Here is an 18842-nt window from a genome sequence, read left to right as displayed (position 1 = left end):
CAAAGATTACTTTTGATTTAAAACACCCTGTCCCATTCTAACTGCAATGTTAAACGCTGCTTCAAATGCAGTCGGAATAGCAATATTTTTACCATGTAAATCAAATGCGGTACCGTGGTTAGCTGTTGTGATAGGAATCGGAATGCCACCTTGTACTGTCACACCACGTTCAAAACCTAAAATCTTCAACGCAGTAGAAAATTGATCATGGTACATGGAAACAACGCCATTAATTTTTAAACGTTCAACTTCACGCATTGTGGTATCACCAGGAAATGGGCCATAAACATCAATTCCTGCTTTACGTGCTTGTTCCATTCCTGGTTGAATAATCGTCATTTCTTCATCACCAAAAACACCCCCTTCCCCGCCATGAGGATTTAATGCCTGAACAGCGATTTTAGGATTTTCAACACCAGCTTGAACTAACGAGCGATAGAGAAGATGAATACAATCAAATACACCCTTAATTGATAGATTAGGCACAATATCTTTAAATGGAATATGAGAAGTCACTCGTGCAGCCCAAATATCATCAACCACATTTAACTCACAAACAAATTCATTGAAATCTGTTTGCTCGGCAAACCAATGCAATTCATCTCGATAACGCAGTCCACCTTTATGCATCGCTTGTTTATTTAGTGGTGCAAAACAAATCGCTTGCACATACCCCATTTTTGCTAAATTTAATGCGACTTTTAGCGTTTCTAAAATATAGACACCACTTTGTTCAGTAACTTTGCCGTACTCAAAAGGCTTTGGGTGTGAAGATTTATGAGAAATTAAAACGGGTACACCTGTTTTGAATTCATATTGACCTAATTGATGAAAAGATACTTCTTCATATACAAACTGTGCTTTAGCGATCTCCATCCCTTTTTCTAATTCATCTTTATCTGCCACTAGCACAATGTTCGCTTTCTCTCTGATATTTTGTTTTGCTAGTAATTTAGCAACTAACTCTGGACCAATACCGGCAGGATCACCTAACGTCAATGCCACTGTAGATTTCGTCATGATAACTCTCCTAATAACAAATAAACGAAATGATCAAAAGATCAATATTTTAACTTTTGTTAAATGTATTAAAACAAATTTCATACCTTTATAGTGTGATGAATATCACATAATTGAATTTCTTTTTTAAAACTTTTTCAAATAAAAACCCCGTTCTTTAAAAGGTTTTGTGTTAATAGTACATCAAAAACGTGAATACGATCACATATTCAAAATTACATAGATTGAACAAACGATCACCTTTGGTTATATTGAACAATATTCGCATATCCCAATCACTTTTCAACACTGAGGATTTATTAGGCTGTTTTATCCTTCCACAAACATAAAACTACTAATGGAGACTTTCACTATGAGTACATCATTATTAAAAAGATTAACCATTGTGGCATCTTTATCACTCTTATTTGCGAATAGTATTCTGGCTAAAGATCTCGTTGTATCCACAACGGCTAGTCTAGGTTCTTTACAATATGACACGACAAAATATTTTGTGGATGTCACAAACCAAAAACTTTCGGAAGCTAAATTAGACTACCGTTTAAATTTCTTTGGTTCTGGTCAACTAGGGAATGATAAAGACACGCAGCAAAAATTAAAATTAGGGACGATTGATATAGCCCTTCTCTCTTCAACACTCGCTACGAACATTCCTCAAATGGCGATTTTTGAATTACCTTTCTTAATCACAAACCGTCAACAGCTGAATAAAATTGAGCAACAAGTCTTCTATCCTTTCGTTGCACCAGAAGTAGAGAAAAAAGGATATAAAATCATTGGGTTATGGGAGAATGGATTTAGAAGTATTACTAACAATACACGCCCAATCAATCGCCCTGAAGACTTGAAAGGATTAAAAATTCGTACCCCAAGTAGCTCTTGGCGTTTAAAAATGTTTAAAGCATGGGGTGCTAACCCAACACCAATTCCTTTCGGAGACGTGTTTATTGGTTTAAGAACCGGCGTCATAGACGGTCAAGAAAACCCACTAACAAACATCTATGCAGCCAAACTCCAAGAGGTTCAAAAATATCTCAGTATCACTAACCATGTTTATTCTCCTGCTTACCTTACGGTAGGCAAAAACACATATCAAAAATTACCTGAAAATGTTCGGAAAATTATTGAAGCTGGGGCAAAAGAAGCACAAACATGGGGATATCAGGAGGCCGAAAAACGAGAAAGTGAACTGGAAAAGAAATTAGTAGAAAGTGGCATGACACTTAATCATGCAAATATTCAAGCATTTATCGAAGCGAGCCAACCTATCTACGATGAATTCATTTCTGAAGTTCCAAATGGAAAAGAATTATTAGAGAAAATGAAGGATACGCTTAAGTAAAAAGAAACCGGGGGTAAGTTTTTATGGACGCACTCTTTAACCTAACGAAAAGAATTTTAACGCTGATTTCAGTACTTATTTTAAGTGCATTGGCCATTATTATCATTATTTCTATATTTACCCGATTCTTAGGCAAATCATTATATTGGTATGATGAAATCTCGGCGATATTACTCGCTTGGCTCACTTTTTATGGTGCGGCACTAAGTGCGTTAAATCGTTGTCATATGGGATTCGGGAATTTTATCGCTTCGTTACCGCTCACCACAAGAAAGGTTCTTTTCTGCATCACAGAAGTATTAATTATTAGTTTCTTTATTTTATTAACTTGGGCTGGTTTTTATGTGCTTTCTATTTTCGGTGATGAAACACTCACCAGCCTCGATTTTATTCCGTTATCTGTTGCACAATCTGCTTTGCCTATAGGTTGTGTGTTATTCATCATTGCAGAACTTTTATCCATACCGAAAGCGTTTAATTCTCTCAGCAAAGGTAAAACCCAAGATGATGAGGAAATAGAACAAGCATTACGAGATGTGGACAGTAATGAAGGTATGAAGATAGCAAGGGAGAAATTACAATGATTGCATTCTTAGTTTTAATTGCACTTGTTCTACTTGTTATGATTAATGTGCCTATCGCAGTAGCAATTGGTATTGTTTCACTCATAGGTATGTTAATTACAAATAGTTTTGATGCAATATATAACGTCGCACTGTCTGTTTTTGATGGCGCCTCTAATTTTTCATTACTTGCTATTCCGCTTTTCATTTTAGCAGGAGCATTAATGAATACAGGCGGAATATCGGTTAGGCTGATTAATTTTGTTAATGCTTTAATCGGCTTCGTCCGAGGTGGGCTTGCAATGGTCAATGTGGGTGTTTCCATGATCTTTGCTGAAATTTCCGGATCTTCTGTAGCGGATGTTGCCGCACTGGGTTCTATCCTCATTCCTGCAATGAAAAAAAGAGGTTATAAATCAAGCTTTTCTGCTGCTGTTACTTCATCATCGGCTTCCTTAGCGGTGATTATCCCACCCTCACTCCCCATGATTATTTATGGTGCGATGGCGGATGTTTCTATTTCTAAGCTTTTTGTGGCAGGACTTGCCGCAGGTGGTGTAGCTTCGTTAGGTATGTTTGCTGTATGTTATTATTATGCGGTTAAATATAATTTACCGAGGGAAGAACACTTCAGCTTGTCTAAATTATGCACAGCATTCAAAAATGCGTTCTGGGCGTTAACGTTACCTGTTCTGATTTTAGGTGGGATTATTTCAGGTTTTACCACTGCAACAGAAGCGGCCGGCTTAGCTGTACTTTTAGCATTAATCATTGGTTTTTTCATTTACAAAGAGCTCACACTCAATGCAGTATATAAAGCATTGGTAGAAAGTGTAAATGGAACATCCGTTGTCATGCTACTGGTTGCGACGTCAGCTGTTTTGGGATTGTTTTTAACAGAACAGAAAGTACCTCAACAAATGGCTGCAGCAATTTTAAATATCTCGGACAATAAATATATCGTTTTAATGATGCTAAATGTCATGTTATTTATTGTTGGTATGTTTTTACATGGCGCGGCGGCCATTATTTTAGTCGTCCCTATTGTTATGCCTCTGATTACACAATTGGGCATTGATCCGATTCATTTTGGTATCATCTTAACGTTAAACATTGCAGTGGGTCAGCAAACACCACCGGTGGCAAGTGTATTAATCACAGCCTCATCTATCGCGAAAAAAGATATTTGGAGTGTCACTAAGGATAATGTTTGGTTTATTGTTGTATTATTAATTTCTTTAATGATGGTCACTTATATTCCTGCATTGACGGTTGGTATGGTGGACCTATTCTATTAATGATGAAACGAAATAAAGCCTGCCATCAGAGGAAGTTGATCGCAGGCTTTATTATTTTCAACCCAATTTGAACACAACACACCGCAGAATGTGTTACAGGCATAAGCGTAAATAAAACAGCACCACACTACTTGTTCCTGTCGTAATAAGGAAAAAATACGCGTAGTAAACTTAAATTTAAGAAAACAGATATGCAATATGTGCCCTCTCTCTTGCTTAAATTTAAAACAGATAAAAGTCACTCCCTAGACTTTACAACAAGATTTCTCTATAATCGTCGAGCTTTCATATTTCATATAGCCCCCATAGCTCAGTCGGTCAGAGCAGTCGACTCATAATCGATTGGTCACAGGTTCAAGTCCTGTTGGGGGCACCAAAGCCCTTATCCTAAACCTCATCCAACAGCCTCCTCTCAAATCCGTTAATGTTTTCGAATTGAGTACAACGACTCGAGTTTAATTACCCTGTATTCACTGATAGTTAAGTTGCTGATTCTCGTCGTGCCTCAAAATAGAGTAATACCAGATAAAATCTCAAATGTACTGTAAAATGCCGGAAGGGCGAAGAGACTCACTAATAATATCCATCATCTCTTTATAACAAAAAGCACTGAACAAACGTTTTCAACCCATCGAAATTGATTAAATAAACATCATCAAGCATGATTATTGTACATAAATACGTCATTTTGTTGAAATAATGTAAATTTCTGTTATGTTATTTTTATATAAGAAATGGTGTGATTGATGCATAACATACTCCACTATCTTTTATATATCATTTTTCTTTTTTTAAAATCATGAATCGATTTTAATTTTTTTGTATATAAACTACTCATAGAGGAGAAAAATATGGGTTGGATTTCAGCTATTATTGTTGGGGCTTTAATCGGTTGGATTGCAGAGCAAGTCATGAAAAGTGACATGGGTCTGTTAATGAATATCATCATCGGGATTATCGGTTCATCACTTGGTCGTTGGTTATTTGGTGATGTTCTTGAAATTGGCTCAGCACAGGCAGCAGGCAGTTTCTCATTTGCAGGCTTACTCTTTGGTGTATTAGGTGCAAGTGTTCTGATCTTTATCTTAAGATTCTTTAAAATCATGAGTAAATAATGAAGAGCAATCACACGAGATTGCGTATCATGATACAAAAAAGCCGAGTTCTCACTCGGCTTTCTAGATCACAGCATTACATGCTAATCTCTAAAATTATTAAATTGGAATGGCTGTCCTAATTCTGCGCCTTTCACCAATTGAATCACCGCTTGCAAGTCATCCCTTGACTTTCCAGTCACGCGAACTTGTTCACCTTGAATCTGCGTCTGTACTTTCAGTTTGGAATCCTTAATTAACTTGGTGATTTTCTTCGCCATTTCTGACGCAATCCCTTGTTTTAATTTAATCTCTTTACTGTAGGTTTTCCCACTATGCTCATATTCTGTTGGAATATCTAAGGAACCTGAATCAATGCCACGCTTAATACAAGCGTTGCGTAAAATATCCACTAATTGCTCAACTTGAAAATCAGACTCACTAGATACTTTAATACTTTCATTTTTTTCATTCAATTCAATCGCGGCTTGTACATTGCGAAAATCCCAGCGATTCGTCAAATCACGATTGGCATTTTCGACGGCATTGCGCACTTCATGTAAGGTAATTTCAGATACGATATCAAAAGAAGGCATAAATCATTACTCCTTATTTGCTTTAACCAATTTATCATTTGCACTCAGTAAACATAACAGTGCGCTAAAGTCTGCAAAGTTTACCACAACTTTGGCTTGTTGTTGTACCTTCGGCTTGGCATGTAATGCAACACCCATGCCTGCTACACTTAGCATAGCCAGATCATTTGCGCCATCGCCAATCGCCACCGTGTGTTGTAAAGCAATGTTAAATTTTTCTGCTAACTCGCCTAAAGTACGTGCTTTATACTGTGCATCAACCACGTCACCCGCGACGTCACCAGTCAGTATCCCTTCTTCAATAGCAAACTGATTTGCAACGGTATAATCTAACTTCAAACGCTGTTTGAGATAATCAGTAAAATACGTAAAACCACCTGAAGCAATCGCCGTTTTCCAACCATATTGTTGTAATACTGCTAATGTGTCTTCTAAACCGGGCATTAAAGGTAAGTTATCACGTACTGTCTTTAAAATCGTTTCAGGCGCCCCTTTTAAAGTACTCACACGACGACGTAAACTTTGTTCAAAGTCTAACTCGCCACGCATGGCTTGTGCCGTAATGGAAGAAACCAACTCCCCTGTTCCAGCTAATTTTGCAATCTCATCAATACATTCAATTTGAATTGCTGTGGAATCCATATCCATCACTAACAACCCGGCTTGTGCTAAACGAGGACTAAAATCCAATAATGCACAATCAAGGCCCAATTCATGTGCATAATCGAGCCATTGTGTGTGCCAATCCCCTCGTAATAATACGACTGTATTGTGTAATACATTCCAAGCTTCTAAAATAATGAAATTTTCACCGCACTTTTGTTGAAATTGACGAAGCTTGAGCAGATTTAAGGTTTCTCCATAGACAACCATGTGTGTTTTCCCTTCCGTTACTGGTTCACTACTCGTAATCGAACAAGGGAAAGAAGAAAAAAATTGCGTAATCGTCGCAAGATTTTGTGTTTGCATAGAAAATCCTGTAAATTGTCGAGCTGAAAATAACGTGTTGGTATTCTAGCCCATTTACTTATCTTTAGGAAAAAATAACTTGCATTTAACCAAAGAAAAATTCATTAAATTAAGCATGATTTCATCGATCATCATCTTATGTATTGCGATTGTTTCGGTGATCTTATTTGGTGTTCAGCAATTCAAAATTGGTTCACAATTAGCCAGTGTTAACCAAGTGTCTAATTTGTCACATTTATTAATCCGTCAACAGGCTAATTTACTTTCTATGCTATTAGTAAATAATGCAAGTACAGAACAATTAACGGAAAGTTTAGATGCGTTCGCAAAAGAGGAATTTGTGTTGGATGCCTCAATTTATTCTAATAGAGGGGAACTTTTAGCGCACACCAGTCATTTTCAAAATTTGCGCCTCACACTCGGCTTAAATAGTCCCACTCAACCTGATGAAGAAAATACGCAACAAATTGTAGAACCTATTTATTCGCTAAATGGGATTGAAGGCTTTTTGCGGGTGACCTTTGACTCCAAATATGGCAAAACGACACAAAGCAAAATTGATCATTTATTTCATCAGTTATATGGCGAATTAATTATTATTTTTCTGGCTGGGGTATTATTGGCAAGCTCTATACATTATTTCCTGAGCCATTACCGAAGAACTTACCGTAAAGTCACTGAAAATAAAGCGGTTAAGGTGTTAAAAACCAAGCAAAATGTAGGAAACTACCACCGACGTCGCAGACGTTTGAATAAATAGAAATAAAAAAACCGCACCTGATAATGCGGTTTTTTAATTTGCTTAGAATCGAAAAATTACGCTAATTTTTTGATTTGTGCAGATAAGTTTGCTTTGTGATTCGCCGCTTTATTTGCGTGGATTAAGCCTTTAGAAGCCATTCTGTCCACCACTTTTTGCATTTCAACAAATGCTTTCTCTGCGACTGATTTATCACCTGCTGCGACTGCTGCGTAAACTTTTTTAATGTAAGTACGCATCATTGAGCGTTGACTTGCATTGTGCTGACGGCGTTTTTCTGATTGAATCGCACGTTTTTTAGCTGACTTGATATTAGCCAAGGTCAAACTCCTAAAATTATTTGTTAGTAAACGAGATAAATTAAAGGCGTAAAATATGCCTATTTTCTATGCTTTTGTCAATGACTAATTGCGTTTAGTCACTGAAAATTTGTTATTGATTTCGGTGAGACACAACCGAAAGTTAAGCATCGTTATATCAATCAAGCGCTTTCAAGATAGGCTCACCAAACGATGTGGGCGAGATTTTAGCAGTTTTTTCACGTAGAATATAGCGTAAAAACAAAATTTCTATACAATTAAGCAAATTTTCCTCACTAATTATCCAAACAAAACCTGACGAGTATATTATTTTGAGCAAAGGATTATTAAAATCGGGCATTGTCGTCAGTACAATGACGTTGTTATCACGCATTCTAGGCTTAGTCAGAGATGTCGTTATTGCAAATTTACTGGGGGCGGGTGTGGCAGCAGATGTCTTTTTATTTGCCAACAAAATCCCTAACTTTTTACGACGTTTATTTGCCGAAGGCGCATTTTCACAAGCCTTTGTTCCTGTTTTGGCAGAATATCGAAAAAGCGGTGATCTGGATAAGACTCGCGAATTTATCGGCAAAGTCTCTGGCACATTAGGCGGGTTAGTTTCCATTGTCACCATTTTGGCGATGGTCTTTTCCCCGTTGATTGCCGCCCTGTTTGGCACGGGTTGGTTCATTGATTGGGTCAATGAAGGACCCAATGCGGAAAAATTTGAGCAAGCCTCTTTCCTACTCAAAATCACCTTTCCTTATCTTTGGTTTGTTACCTTTGTCGCCCTTTCTGGCGCAATCTTAAATACGATTGGGAAATTTGGGGTGATGTCATTTTCTCCCGTCTTACTGAATATTGCGATGATTGCTACCGCTTTGTTCCTCGCCCCCCATATGGATAGCCCCGATTTAGCGTTAGCGATCGGTATTTTCACTGGCGGGTTATTACAATTTCTGTTTCAAATTCCTTTTTTAAAACAAGCCGGGTTACTCGTCAAACCCAAATGGGCATGGCACGATGAAGGGGTAAAGAAAATCCGCACACTCATGATCCCTGCATTATTTGGTGTGTCTGTCAGTCAGATTAATTTATTATTAGACACCTTAATTGCGAGCTTTTTAATGACGGGTTCAATCAGTTGGTTATATTATTCCGACCGCTTACTGGAATTCCCATTAGGGCTCTTTGGGATTGCGATTTCCACCGTTATCCTTCCCACTCTCGCACGCCACCATGTCAATCGTCATGATCATTCAAGCCAAAGTGCTATTGATTTCCGTCATACTCTAGATTGGGGCATTCGCATGATTCTACTCTTAGGTGTGCCTGCGATGGTCGGCATTGCAATTTTAGCGCAGCCGTTACTGTTAGTGTTATTTATGCGTGGCAACTTTGGCTTAAATGATGTACAAGCCGCTTCGCTTTCACTCTGGGCATTTAATGCTGGGTTACTCAGTTTTATGCTCATCAAAATTTTGGCTAACGGCTATTACGCCCGTCAGGACACTAAAACCCCTGTCAAAATTGGGATCATTGCTATGGTCAGTAACATGGGCTTTAATTTACTGGCAATTCCCTTTAGCTATGTAGGATTAGCGATGGCTTCCGCCATGTCTGCTACCCTTAACGCTTATCTCCTTTATCGTGGCTTAGTAAAAGAGGAGGTTTACCATTTTAGTCGTCAAAGTGCGGTGTTTTTTGGCAAAGTTTTATTGTCCGCAAGTGTCATGGGCGGATTAGTTTGGTATAACACGCCCACTTTACTTGAATGGCATGCAATGACCTTCTTAACACGCCTACATTGGCTGATTTGGCTGATTGGTTTTGCCGTGGTGATTTACTTCTCAATGCTAGCCTTGGTCGGTATTCGTAAACATCATTTAACCACTAAAGGATAAGCTAAAAAAATATCGCCTATTTGCTTGATTTATGCTTATAATGTCCGAATTATTTTTGCTTATAAATTTCGAACGGATAACGATTTCAATGCGACTGATTCGTGGCATTCACAATTTACCCCCAAATTTATCTGGTTGTGCGCTGACTATTGGCAATTTTGATGGTGTACATTTAGGTCATCAAGCCATTTTGCGCCATTTACGTCAAAAAGCCGATGCGTTGAATTTGCCGGTGGTCGTGATGTTATTTGAACCACAACCGCGCGAATACTTTACTGGCGAAGCCATTCCCGCACGCCTGATGCGCCTACGTGATAAATTACATTATCTCGCTCAAGCAAAAGTAGATTATGTGCTTTGTATTCGTTTTAATGAAAATTTTGCTAGCCAAACCGCCGAAGAATTTATTGAAGATTGGCTCATCAAAAAGTTGAATGTCCGCTTTTTAAGTATTGGTGATGATTTCCGTTTTGGGGCGAAACGACAAGGTGACTTTGCCCTGTTACAGAAGTCAGGCGAGGCATTTGGCTTTTTCGTGGAAGATAACCACAGTTTTTGCTGTGACGAGTTACGTATTAGTAGCACTGCGATCCGAGAAGCCTTAGCCGAGGATGATTTAGCCTATGCTGAAAAAATGTTAGGTAAACCTTATCGCATCTTAGGGCGTGTTGCACACGGCAATAAATTAGGTCGAACTATCGGTTTTCCGACAGCTAACATTCCATTACATCGGCAAGTGAACCCCGTTAAAGGGGTTTACGCGGTAAAAGTGCGGTTAAAAAATCAAGAGATTTATCACGGTGTTGCGAATATTGGTAAACGTCCCACGATTAATGGCGTTGTACAGCTGTTAGAGGTGCATATTTTTGATTTTCATTCAACTATTTATGGACAGTGCTTAGAAGTCGAATTTTGCCACAAAATCCGTAACGAATTTAAGTTTCCCTCTTTTGAGGCATTAAAAGAGCAAATCGCCCAAGATGTGGAAACCGCAAAGCATTTTTTCAGAACACAACAAATTTAAAAATTAATTTATTTTATTCATTAGGATATCAAGATGACAGTTGATTATAAAAACACTCTTAACCTGCCAGAAACAGGCTTTCCTATGCGTGGGGATTTGGCTAAACGTGAGCCAAATATGTTAAAAAGCTGGTACGAGAAAGATCTTTACCAAAAAATCCGTCAAGCGTCCAAAGGTAAAAAATCATTTATTCTGCATGACGGCCCTCCTTATGCAAACGGCACTATCCATATTGGTCACGCCGTCAATAAAATCCTGAAAGATATTATTGTGAAATCCAAAACGGCATTAGGTTATGACTCTCCTTATATTCCGGGTTGGGACTGCCACGGCTTGCCGATTGAATTAAAAGTTGAAGGTTTAGTGGGTAAACCAAACCAAAATATCAGTGCAGCACAATTTCGTGAGGCATGCCGTCAATATGCGGCAGAACAAGTTGAAGGTCAGAAAAAAGATTTTATCCGTCTTGGCGTATTAGGTGACTGGGACAATCCCTACTTAACCATGAATTATCACACCGAAGCGAATATCATTCGCGCCTTTGGTAAAGCCGTGGAAAATGGGCATCTATACAAAGGTTCAAAACCGGTTCACTGGTGTTTAGACTGCGCCTCTTCATTGGCTGAAGCCGAAGTCGAATACGAAGACAAAGTCTCCCCTTCTATCTATGTGCGTTTTAGTGCGGTGGATTCTGACGCCGTTTTAGCGAAATTCAATGCGACAGACAAAGGTACAGGTAACATTTCAGCGGTTATTTGGACGACTACGCCTTGGACCATTCCGTCTAACCGCGCTATCGCTATTCATGAAAATTTGGATTACCAACTCGTTCAATTCAATGATGAGCGTGTGATTTTAGCCAAAGACTTAGTAGAAGAAGTAGCAAAAGCGGCGGGGGTAGAACAAGTTGTCATCTTAGGCGAAAGCAAAGGGAAAGATCTTGAATGGTTACGTTTCCAACATCCGTTTTATGATTTTAGCGTGCCCTTTATTTTAGGTGATCACGTTACCACTGATGGCGGTACCGGTTTAGTACACACCGCACCAGATCATGGTCATGACGACTACATTATTGCGCAAAAAAATGGCATCGAAATGGCGGGCTTAATTGGTAACGATGGCTTGTTTAAAGCTGATGTGCCGTTCTTTGCGGGCAAAGGCGTGTTTGAATCGAATGATTTAGTGGTCGCCAAATTACAAGAAGTGGGTGCAATGCTGAAATTCAGCAAAATCAAACACAGTTACCCACACTGCTGGCGTCATAAAACCCCAATTATCTTCCGCGCCACACCACAATGGTTTATCGGCATGGAAAAACAAGGCTTACGCCAACAAGCCTTAAGTGAAATCAAAAAAGTGCGTTGGATTCCAGATTGGGGGCAAGCGCGAATTGAAAAAATGGTGGAAAATCGTCCAGACTGGTGTATTTCTCGTCAACGTACATGGGGCGTGCCAGTTGCGTTATTTATCCACAAAGAAACAGAAGAACTGCATCCACGCACCGTTGAGCTTGTCGAAGAAGTAGCAAAACGTGTTGAACAAAAAGGGATTCAAGCATGGTGGGATTTAGATACGGCAGAATTATTAGGTGCAGATGCCGACAACTACATCAAAGTACCAGATACCCTTGATGTCTGGTTCGACTCGGGATCAACCTATTATTCCGTGGTGAAAGATCGTCCTGAATTTAATGGTCAAGAAGCGGATATGTATTTAGAAGGTTCTGACCAACACCGTGGTTGGTTTATGTCTTCCTTAATGCTTTCTACCGCAACCGACAATAAAGCGCCTTATAAACAAGTCTTAACGCATGGTTTCACCGTTGATGGTCAAGGTCGTAAAATGTCAAAATCTATCGGTAACATTGTGACGCCACAAGAGGTAATGGATAAATTCGGTGGCGATATTTTACGTTTATGGGTTGCTTCCACTGACTATACTGGCGAGATTTCTGTGTCGGATGAAATCTTAAAACGTGCAGCCGATGCTTATCGTCGTATTCGTAACACCGCACGTTTCTTACTGGCGAACTTAAATGGTTTTGATCCAAAACATGATCTGGTTAAGCCTGAAGAGATGATGGTGCTCGATCGTTGGGCAGTGGATTGTGCATACCAAGCACAGAATGAAATTAAAGATGCCTACGATAACTATCAATTCCATGCAGTAATTCAACGTTTAATGAAATTCTGCTCAATTGAAATGGGTTCATTCTATTTAGATATTATTAAGGACCGTCAATACACCACTAAAGCAGATAGCCTTGCACGTCGTAGCTGTCAAACGGCGTTATGGCATATTGCAGAAGCGCTTGTTCGTTGGATTGCCCCAGTGTTATCCTTCACTGCGGATGAAATCTGGCAGTATATTCCGGGTGAGCGTGGTGAATTTGTGTTTACTGAAGAATTCTACAACGGTTTATTTGCGTTAGATGCAAATGAACAAATGAATGATGCTTACTGGCAACAAGTCATCACTTTACGTAATGAAGTTAACCGCGTATTAGAGCAAGCACGTAACGATAGAATTATCGGGGCTGCCCTTGAAGCGGAATTGACCATTTATGCGAATGACACTTACGCTCCACTCTTAGCCAAATTACAAAATGAATTGCGTTTTGTGTTACTTACCTCAAAAGCAGAAGTCAAACCATTGGCAGACGCTGATGTGGCGGAAGGTGAAGTGAAAGGCTTTGCAGTAAAAGTGGTACGTTCAGCGAATCACAAATGCCCTCGTTGTTGGCATTATTCTGACAGCAAAGATGCTGAATCGCTCTGCTCTCGCTGTGATGAAAACGTCAACGGTCAGGGCGAAGTCAGACAATTCGCATAATCTTGCACAAAGGCAGTTTATCCTGCCTTTGTTGTGCATGCTCGAATTTATTCTTACAGGCGAACATGAACGTTCGCCTCTTGCAATATTGAAACGATGTAAAGGTTATTATGACAAAATCGAAAAGTGGGCTTTCATTTCTTTGGTTAAGTGCGGTGACATTTTTATTAGATTTAAGCAGCAAATATTTCGTCGTAAAAAATTTTGAACTGTATGAAAGTATCAATATTCTTCCCGTGTTTAATTTAACTTATGTGCGGAACTATGGCGCAGCATTTAGCTTCTTAGCCGATCACGATGGTTGGCAAAAATACTTTTTTATTGTGCTTGCCATCGCGATTTCACTGATGTTGTGTTATTTTCTCGCAAAAAATCAAGCAACACAGAAATTACAGAATATTGCCTACGCACTGATTATTGGTGGGGCATTAGGTAATATGATTGATCGTTTATATCATGGTTTTGTTGTCGATTTCTTTGATTTTTACTGGGATATTTATCACTACCCAGTTTTCAATGTTGCCGACATCGCCATTTCCCTTGGTGCAGGATTGATGATTCTTGATGCGTTCAAAAATCGCCATGAGCCTGAACAACGTACAGAATAATAGAGGACGATGATGAAAATTATTTTAGCCAATCCACGTGGTTTCTGTGCCGGTGTTGATCGTGCGATTAGTATCGTAGAATCTGCGTTAGAGATTCACGGTTCACCTATTTATGTGCGTCATGAAGTGGTACACAACCGCTTTGTTGTTAATGGGTTACGCGAACGTGGGGCAATTTTTGTAGAAGAATTACATGAAGTACCGGATGGTGCGATTGTGATTTTCTCAGCCCATGGTGTTTCACAAGCGGTCCGCCAAGAAGCCAAAAATCGCAATCTCAAAGTGTTTGATGCGACCTGTCCTTTAGTGACAAAAGTCCATATGCAAGTGGCAAGGGCAAGCCGTAAAGGTACCAAGGCGATCTTAATTGGTCACGAGGGGCATCCAGAAGTCGAAGGCACGATGGGGCAATATGACAACCCTGAAGGGGGCATTTTCTTGGTGGAAAGTGTGGAAGATATTGCTAAGTTAGGGTTAAGACAAGAAGATGATTTAACCTTTATGACACAGACTACCTTGTCAATTGACGATACCAGTGAAGTGATTGAAGCACTCAAACAAAAATACCCGGCTATTCAAGGTCCGCGTAAAAACGATATTTGTTATGCCACCACCAACCGCCAACAAGCCGTGCGTGAACTGGCACAACAATCCGATTTAGTCATTGTCGTTGGTTCTAAAAATTCGTCTAACTCTAACCGGTTAGCTGAGCTTGCCTCTCGTATGGGCGTCGTCTCCAAACTGATTGATGATGCAAATGACATTGATCCAACTTGGCTAGAAAATGTAACTACCATTGGGATTACTGCTGGTGCCTCTGCTCCAGAAGTGTTAGTCCAATCGGTCGTCAAACGTTTGCAAGAATTAGGTGTTACCCGTGTAGAAGAGCTACAAGGGTGTGAAGAAAATACGGTGTTTGAAGTGCCGAGAGAACTGCGTATTACCGAAGTCAATTAGCCTCCCTCATTGCTTAATTTATCCAGACATGATGAAAACCACGGATTGAATACCCGTGGTTTTTTTATTGGCTCAACAACATGATTCAATCCTATCATCAGATGGCGATCTTTCACTCAAGGATGAAAAATTCTGGCAACAATAATTTTCTTTTTCGATCTTCATCTCAAAAAAACACCCTATTTTAGTCAAAGACCTTTCTGATCGAGAAAATAGCCCCTGTTGAATTTGTTCAACACCTTCTTCTTATTAACCTCAAATATTTTTAAGGAAGACTTATGAAATTAAAATCTCTTTTATTTTCTGTTTTTGTCTTTGTTTCTCTTTCTAACAGTAGCAATGTATGTGCTGAATCAGCAAACATGACAAAAGCGAAAACAGAACACGCTGTAGTACAAAACATACAAAGCAAACCACAGGATACACTTAATGAAAAAGTGAATATTAATACAGCCAGCGCAACTGACTTGCAACAAAAGCTACTTGGCATTGGCGCGAAAAAAGCTGAAGCCATTATCCAACACCGAGAAAAGCATGGTCCGTTTACCGATATTGAACAATTACGTGATATTCAAGGTATTGGTCAAGCTATCTTGGAAAAAAATAAAACACGCCTTCAACTCTAACCCTCCTCATCACCTCATTTTATTCACATGTGGAATCTTAGGATTCCGCTTTTGTCATTTGGCTTTATGTCGTAGAAAAGCGTATAATTTCCTCACATTTTCTTCAGTACAAGGTCTCAAATGAAACAAAAAATCGTCTTAGCAACAGGCAACTTAGGAAAAGTCAAAGAAATGTCAGATGTCTTGGCTGATTTTGGTTTTGAAGTGATTGCTCAAACAGAACTCAACATTGAAAGCCCAGAAGAAACTGGTTTGACATTTGTGGAAAATGCACTATTAAAAGCACGCTATGCCAGTAAAATGTCAGGCTTACCCGCCATTGCTGATGACTCAGGGTTAGTCGTGCCTGCCCTTGGTGGCGCACCGGGTTTATACTCTGCACGCTATGCGGGGGTAGATGGTCCTGATGCAGACGCGAAAAACCGCGCAAAATTATTACACGCGCTACATCATATCGCGCCAACACATCGACAAGCAAAATTTGTCAGCTGTATCGTCATGTTACAACACGAACACGATCCTTCTCCGATTATTGCCGAAGGAGAATGTTATGGTGAAATTGGTTTTGCAGAAAAAGGCGAAAATGGCTTTGGCTATGACAGCCTATTCTTTAGTCCTGAAGTAAACTGCACTTTTGCGGAGTTAGCAACAAGTGAAAAGAAAAAAATTTCCCACCGAGCAAAAGCGCTATCTGTGTTACAAACTAAATTAGCAACAAAAGGAGCTTAGTTATGTGGAAAAAGTGCGGTCTATTTTTAATGAGCTTTACTTTATCTCACACAGTTTATGGACTAGATTATTTACCTGAGCAAATTGAATTACTAAAAGAGGCACAAAAAGGCAATCCAGAAGCACAGTATGATTTAGCCATGAGTTTGCAGACAACTACTGATATGGCACACTTAAAACGAAGTGACTTTTTCTACTGGTTGGAGCAAGCTGCCAATAATAAATACGACGTTGCGCAAGATTTATTAGACGATATTTTGGCAGAATATGATCCGAGATTATTACAAGACTTGGCACCAAATGGGAGTCAAAAAATCTTCGATGAAGTGTATCAATTAGATAAACAGCAACCTAAAAATTACGCGCTGATTGTGAGCAAACTCAAACAAGCCGCAGAATTAGAAAACTACACGGCACTTGCCCAATTAAGCTGGATTTACGGTGACAGTCGGCTAGCCAAAAATTATGGTGTAGCATTTTCTACCATTAAGGCCTGCACTCTAGCAACGTATAACAATTTGCGCCATGGTGATATCAATAAAGAAGATATGGAGTATTTATGCAGTGGCGATGTCCTCAATCGGGCTGATTGGCCACAAGCACAAAAACTAGCCAACAAAATGGCAGCTGAAATTAAACAAAAACCAACTGCACTTTTTTCACTGTTAGACCAACTTAAATAAGGAATACCTATGCTTATTACCACGACGCCAAGCATTGAGGGAAAACAAATCATTGAATACAAAGAGGTGGTATTCGGTGAAGTGGTTGCTGGCTCAAACTTTATCCGTGACTTTTTTGCGGGCATTACTGATATCATTGGTGGACGCTCTGGGGCATACGAGTCCAAAATTGCGCGTGCTCGCAAAGAAGCCTTAGAAGAATTACAACAGCAGGCAAAACGTTTAGGCGCCAATGCGGTTGTGGGTGTCGAAGTCAATTACACATCAATCAATGGTGAAGGCAAAAGTATGTTTATGATTGTGGCAAGTGGAACAGCCGTGGTGGTACGTTAGTGAATATAAACCGCCTTCCCCCACTAAGCCTGTATATTCATATTCCTTGGTGTGTACAAAAATGCCCTTATTGTGATTTTAATTCTCATGCACAAAAAGGACATATTCCTGAACAAGACTATATTGCCCACTTATTGCAAGATCTACATCAAGATCGGCAATGTTTTCAAGACAGTATTCAAGATCGTTCTCTCCATTCGATTTTTATTGGGGGAGGAACACCTAGTCTATTTTCTGCGGAAGGAATTCATACGCTCTTATCTGGCGTTGCACAATGTCTCCCTTTTCAACCCGACATTGAAATTACGCTTGAAGCTAATCCCGGTACAGCCGAAGCAGAACGTTTCAAAGGTTATGTCCAAGCAGGTGTCACCCGCATTTCAATGGGTATTCAAAGCTTCAATGATGATAAATTAGTACGTTTAGGTCGCATCCATAATGCACAAGAAGCCAAAAGTGCGGTTGGTTTTGCCAAACTTTCCGGGCTAAAAAGTTTTAATTTAGATCTGATGCACGGGCTACCTAACCAGACCTTAGAAGAAGCGCTCTCTGATTTACAACAAGCGATTGCGCTCGAGCCTCCCCACCTTTCTTGGTATCAACTCACTATTGAACCTAATACGATGTTTGCCTATCGTCCGCCCGTTTTGCCTGATGATGACGCACTCTGGGATATTTTTGAACAAGGTCATCAACTATTAACGGAGGCAGGTTATGTGCAATATGAAACCTCTGCTTATGCGAAACCCGCTTTTCAATGTCGGCATAACCTGAATTATTGGCGTTTTGGTGATTATTTAGCAATTGGTTGTGGTGCACATGGTAAAATCACACAACCCAACGGCGAAATTAAACGTTATTCAAAAACCAAACATCCAAAAGGTTATATGCGTGGGGACTATTTGTACGAAGAAAAAACCGTTGCCACAGAAGATCTGGCTTTTGAATTTTTTATGAACCGTTTTCGTTTATTAGAAGCGGTCCCCAAAACAGATTTCACCCGACTCACTGGACTGTGTGAAGAAAGTATTCAGCCACAAATTCAATGGGCATTAGCCAAAAAATATCTTGTTGAAACGGAAGTTGCATGGCAAGTGACCGAACAAGGCAAGTTATTTTTAAATGAATTGTTAGCAGAATTTTTACCAAAATAGGCTTGTTAATCCGCTTGAATAAGATTAAAGTAAGGCGTTATTACACCA

At 39.5% G+C, this 18842-nt stretch carries 19 protein-coding genes and 1 tRNA gene; 16 read left to right on the top strand and 4 right to left on the bottom strand.

The annotated features are described in order from the left end of the window. Window positions 1-6: 6 nt before the first annotated feature. Window positions 7-1020, bottom strand: coding sequence for a 4-hydroxythreonine-4-phosphate dehydrogenase PdxA (locus CKV69_RS10185; protein ID WP_005718533.1), 1014 nt, complete (start codon window positions 1018-1020; stop codon window positions 7-9). Window positions 1021-1372: 352 nt separating this feature from the next. On the opposite strand from CKV69_RS10185, the gene CKV69_RS10180 reads away from it, so the two are divergent. From CKV69_RS10180 to CKV69_RS10160, 5 genes are all read left to right on the top strand, one after another. Further along, entirely contained in the window at window positions 1373-2362 is a 990-nt protein-coding gene (locus CKV69_RS10180) for a DctP family TRAP transporter solute-binding subunit (protein WP_016504390.1), read from the top strand. 23 nt (window positions 2363-2385) lie between these two features. Next, window positions 2386-2946, top strand: coding sequence for a TRAP transporter small permease (locus CKV69_RS10175; protein ID WP_005724517.1), 561 nt, complete (start codon window positions 2386-2388; stop codon window positions 2944-2946). Next, window positions 2943-4223, top strand: a complete 1281-nt coding sequence (locus tag CKV69_RS10170) for a TRAP transporter large permease (RefSeq protein ID WP_005752188.1) — start codon at window positions 2943-2945, stop codon at window positions 4221-4223. Before CKV69_RS10175 ends, CKV69_RS10170 begins: the two co-directional genes overlap by 4 nt. Window positions 4224-4522: 299 nt before the next feature. After that, window positions 4523-4599 (top strand) — tRNA-Ile (locus CKV69_RS10165). A gap of 475 nt (window positions 4600-5074) precedes the next feature. After that, window positions 5075-5338: a GlsB/YeaQ/YmgE family stress response membrane protein gene (locus CKV69_RS10160; RefSeq protein ID WP_005718542.1), complete on the top strand. Its 264-nt coding sequence runs from the start codon at window positions 5075-5077 to the stop codon at window positions 5336-5338. A gap of 83 nt (window positions 5339-5421) precedes the next feature. On the opposite strand, the gene CKV69_RS10155 is transcribed toward CKV69_RS10160, so the two are convergent. Together CKV69_RS10155 and serB are read right to left on the bottom strand one after the other, a co-directional pair. Then, window positions 5422-5913: a YajQ family cyclic di-GMP-binding protein gene (locus tag CKV69_RS10155; RefSeq protein ID WP_005718544.1), complete on the bottom strand. Its 492-nt coding sequence runs from the start codon at window positions 5911-5913 to the stop codon at window positions 5422-5424. Between the two features lie 6 nt (window positions 5914-5919). Continuing rightward, the gene (serB, locus tag CKV69_RS10150) at window positions 5920-6882 is read right to left on the bottom strand and encodes a phosphoserine phosphatase (RefSeq protein ID WP_005755255.1); all 963 of its coding nucleotides are present in this window, start codon (window positions 6880-6882) and stop codon (window positions 5920-5922) included. 79 nt (window positions 6883-6961) lie between these two features. Here serB and CKV69_RS10145 point away from each other — a divergent pair, with 79 nt between their 5' ends. After that, window positions 6962-7642, top strand: a complete 681-nt coding sequence (locus CKV69_RS10145; RefSeq protein ID WP_005755258.1) for a YtjB family periplasmic protein — start codon at window positions 6962-6964, stop codon at window positions 7640-7642. A 56-nt stretch (window positions 7643-7698) separates the two neighbouring features. Here the strand turns inward: CKV69_RS10145 and rpsT are convergent, their stop codons facing one another. Then, the gene (rpsT, locus tag CKV69_RS10140) at window positions 7699-7962 is read right to left on the bottom strand and encodes a 30S ribosomal protein S20 (protein ID WP_005718552.1); all 264 of its coding nucleotides are present in this window, start codon (window positions 7960-7962) and stop codon (window positions 7699-7701) included. A gap of 311 nt (window positions 7963-8273) precedes the next feature. On the opposite strand from rpsT, the gene murJ reads away from it, so the two are divergent. The 10 genes from murJ (at window position 8274) to hemW (ending at window position 18794) form a co-directional block, all read left to right on the top strand. After that, window positions 8274-9848, top strand: a complete 1575-nt coding sequence (gene murJ / locus CKV69_RS10130; RefSeq protein ID WP_005757846.1) for a murein biosynthesis integral membrane protein MurJ — start codon at window positions 8274-8276, stop codon at window positions 9846-9848. Window positions 9849-9936: 88 nt separating this feature from the next. Continuing rightward, entirely contained in the window at window positions 9937-10872 is a 936-nt protein-coding gene (gene ribF, locus CKV69_RS10125; protein WP_015702697.1) for a bifunctional riboflavin kinase/FAD synthetase, read from the top strand. Window positions 10873-10905: 33 nt separating this feature from the next. After that, the gene (gene ileS / locus CKV69_RS10120) at window positions 10906-13704 is read left to right on the top strand and encodes an isoleucine--tRNA ligase (RefSeq protein ID WP_015702696.1); all 2799 of its coding nucleotides are present in this window, start codon (window positions 10906-10908) and stop codon (window positions 13702-13704) included. A 110-nt stretch (window positions 13705-13814) separates the two neighbouring features. Beyond that, window positions 13815-14312 carry a signal peptidase II gene (gene lspA / locus CKV69_RS10115; RefSeq protein ID WP_005724521.1) on the top strand — a complete coding sequence of 166 codons (498 nt, stop codon included), beginning with the start codon at window positions 13815-13817 and terminating at the stop codon, window positions 14310-14312. A 12-nt stretch (window positions 14313-14324) separates the two neighbouring features. Continuing rightward, window positions 14325-15269: a 4-hydroxy-3-methylbut-2-enyl diphosphate reductase gene (ispH, locus tag CKV69_RS10110; RefSeq protein WP_010907279.1), complete on the top strand. Its 945-nt coding sequence runs from the start codon at window positions 14325-14327 to the stop codon at window positions 15267-15269. 278 nt (window positions 15270-15547) lie between these two features. Further along, the gene (locus CKV69_RS10105; protein WP_005752194.1) at window positions 15548-15895 is read left to right on the top strand and encodes a ComEA family DNA-binding protein; all 348 of its coding nucleotides are present in this window, start codon (window positions 15548-15550) and stop codon (window positions 15893-15895) included. A gap of 120 nt (window positions 15896-16015) precedes the next feature. Next, window positions 16016-16624, top strand: coding sequence for an RdgB/HAM1 family non-canonical purine NTP pyrophosphatase (rdgB, locus tag CKV69_RS10100; RefSeq protein WP_005724531.1), 609 nt, complete (start codon window positions 16016-16018; stop codon window positions 16622-16624). Between the two features lie 2 nt (window positions 16625-16626). Then, complete coding sequence (locus tag CKV69_RS10095) at window positions 16627-17307, top strand: hypothetical protein (protein ID WP_015702694.1); 681 nt, start codon at window positions 16627-16629, stop codon at window positions 17305-17307. A gap of 9 nt (window positions 17308-17316) precedes the next feature. Beyond that, window positions 17317-17640, top strand: coding sequence for a YbjQ family protein (locus tag CKV69_RS10090; RefSeq protein WP_005718569.1), 324 nt, complete (start codon window positions 17317-17319; stop codon window positions 17638-17640). A gap of 5 nt (window positions 17641-17645) precedes the next feature. Beyond that, window positions 17646-18794: a radical SAM family heme chaperone HemW gene (gene hemW / locus CKV69_RS10085; protein WP_170349461.1), complete on the top strand. Its 1149-nt coding sequence runs from the start codon at window positions 17646-17648 to the stop codon at window positions 18792-18794. Window positions 18795-18842: the final 48 nt, after the last annotated feature.

Source organism: Pasteurella multocida, from assembly GCF_900187275.1.
Taxonomy (GTDB): Bacteria; Pseudomonadota; Gammaproteobacteria; order Enterobacterales; family Pasteurellaceae; genus Pasteurella; species Pasteurella multocida.
Note: the sequence above shows the minus strand (reverse complement) of the source record. Positions and strands in the feature narration are given on the sequence as shown.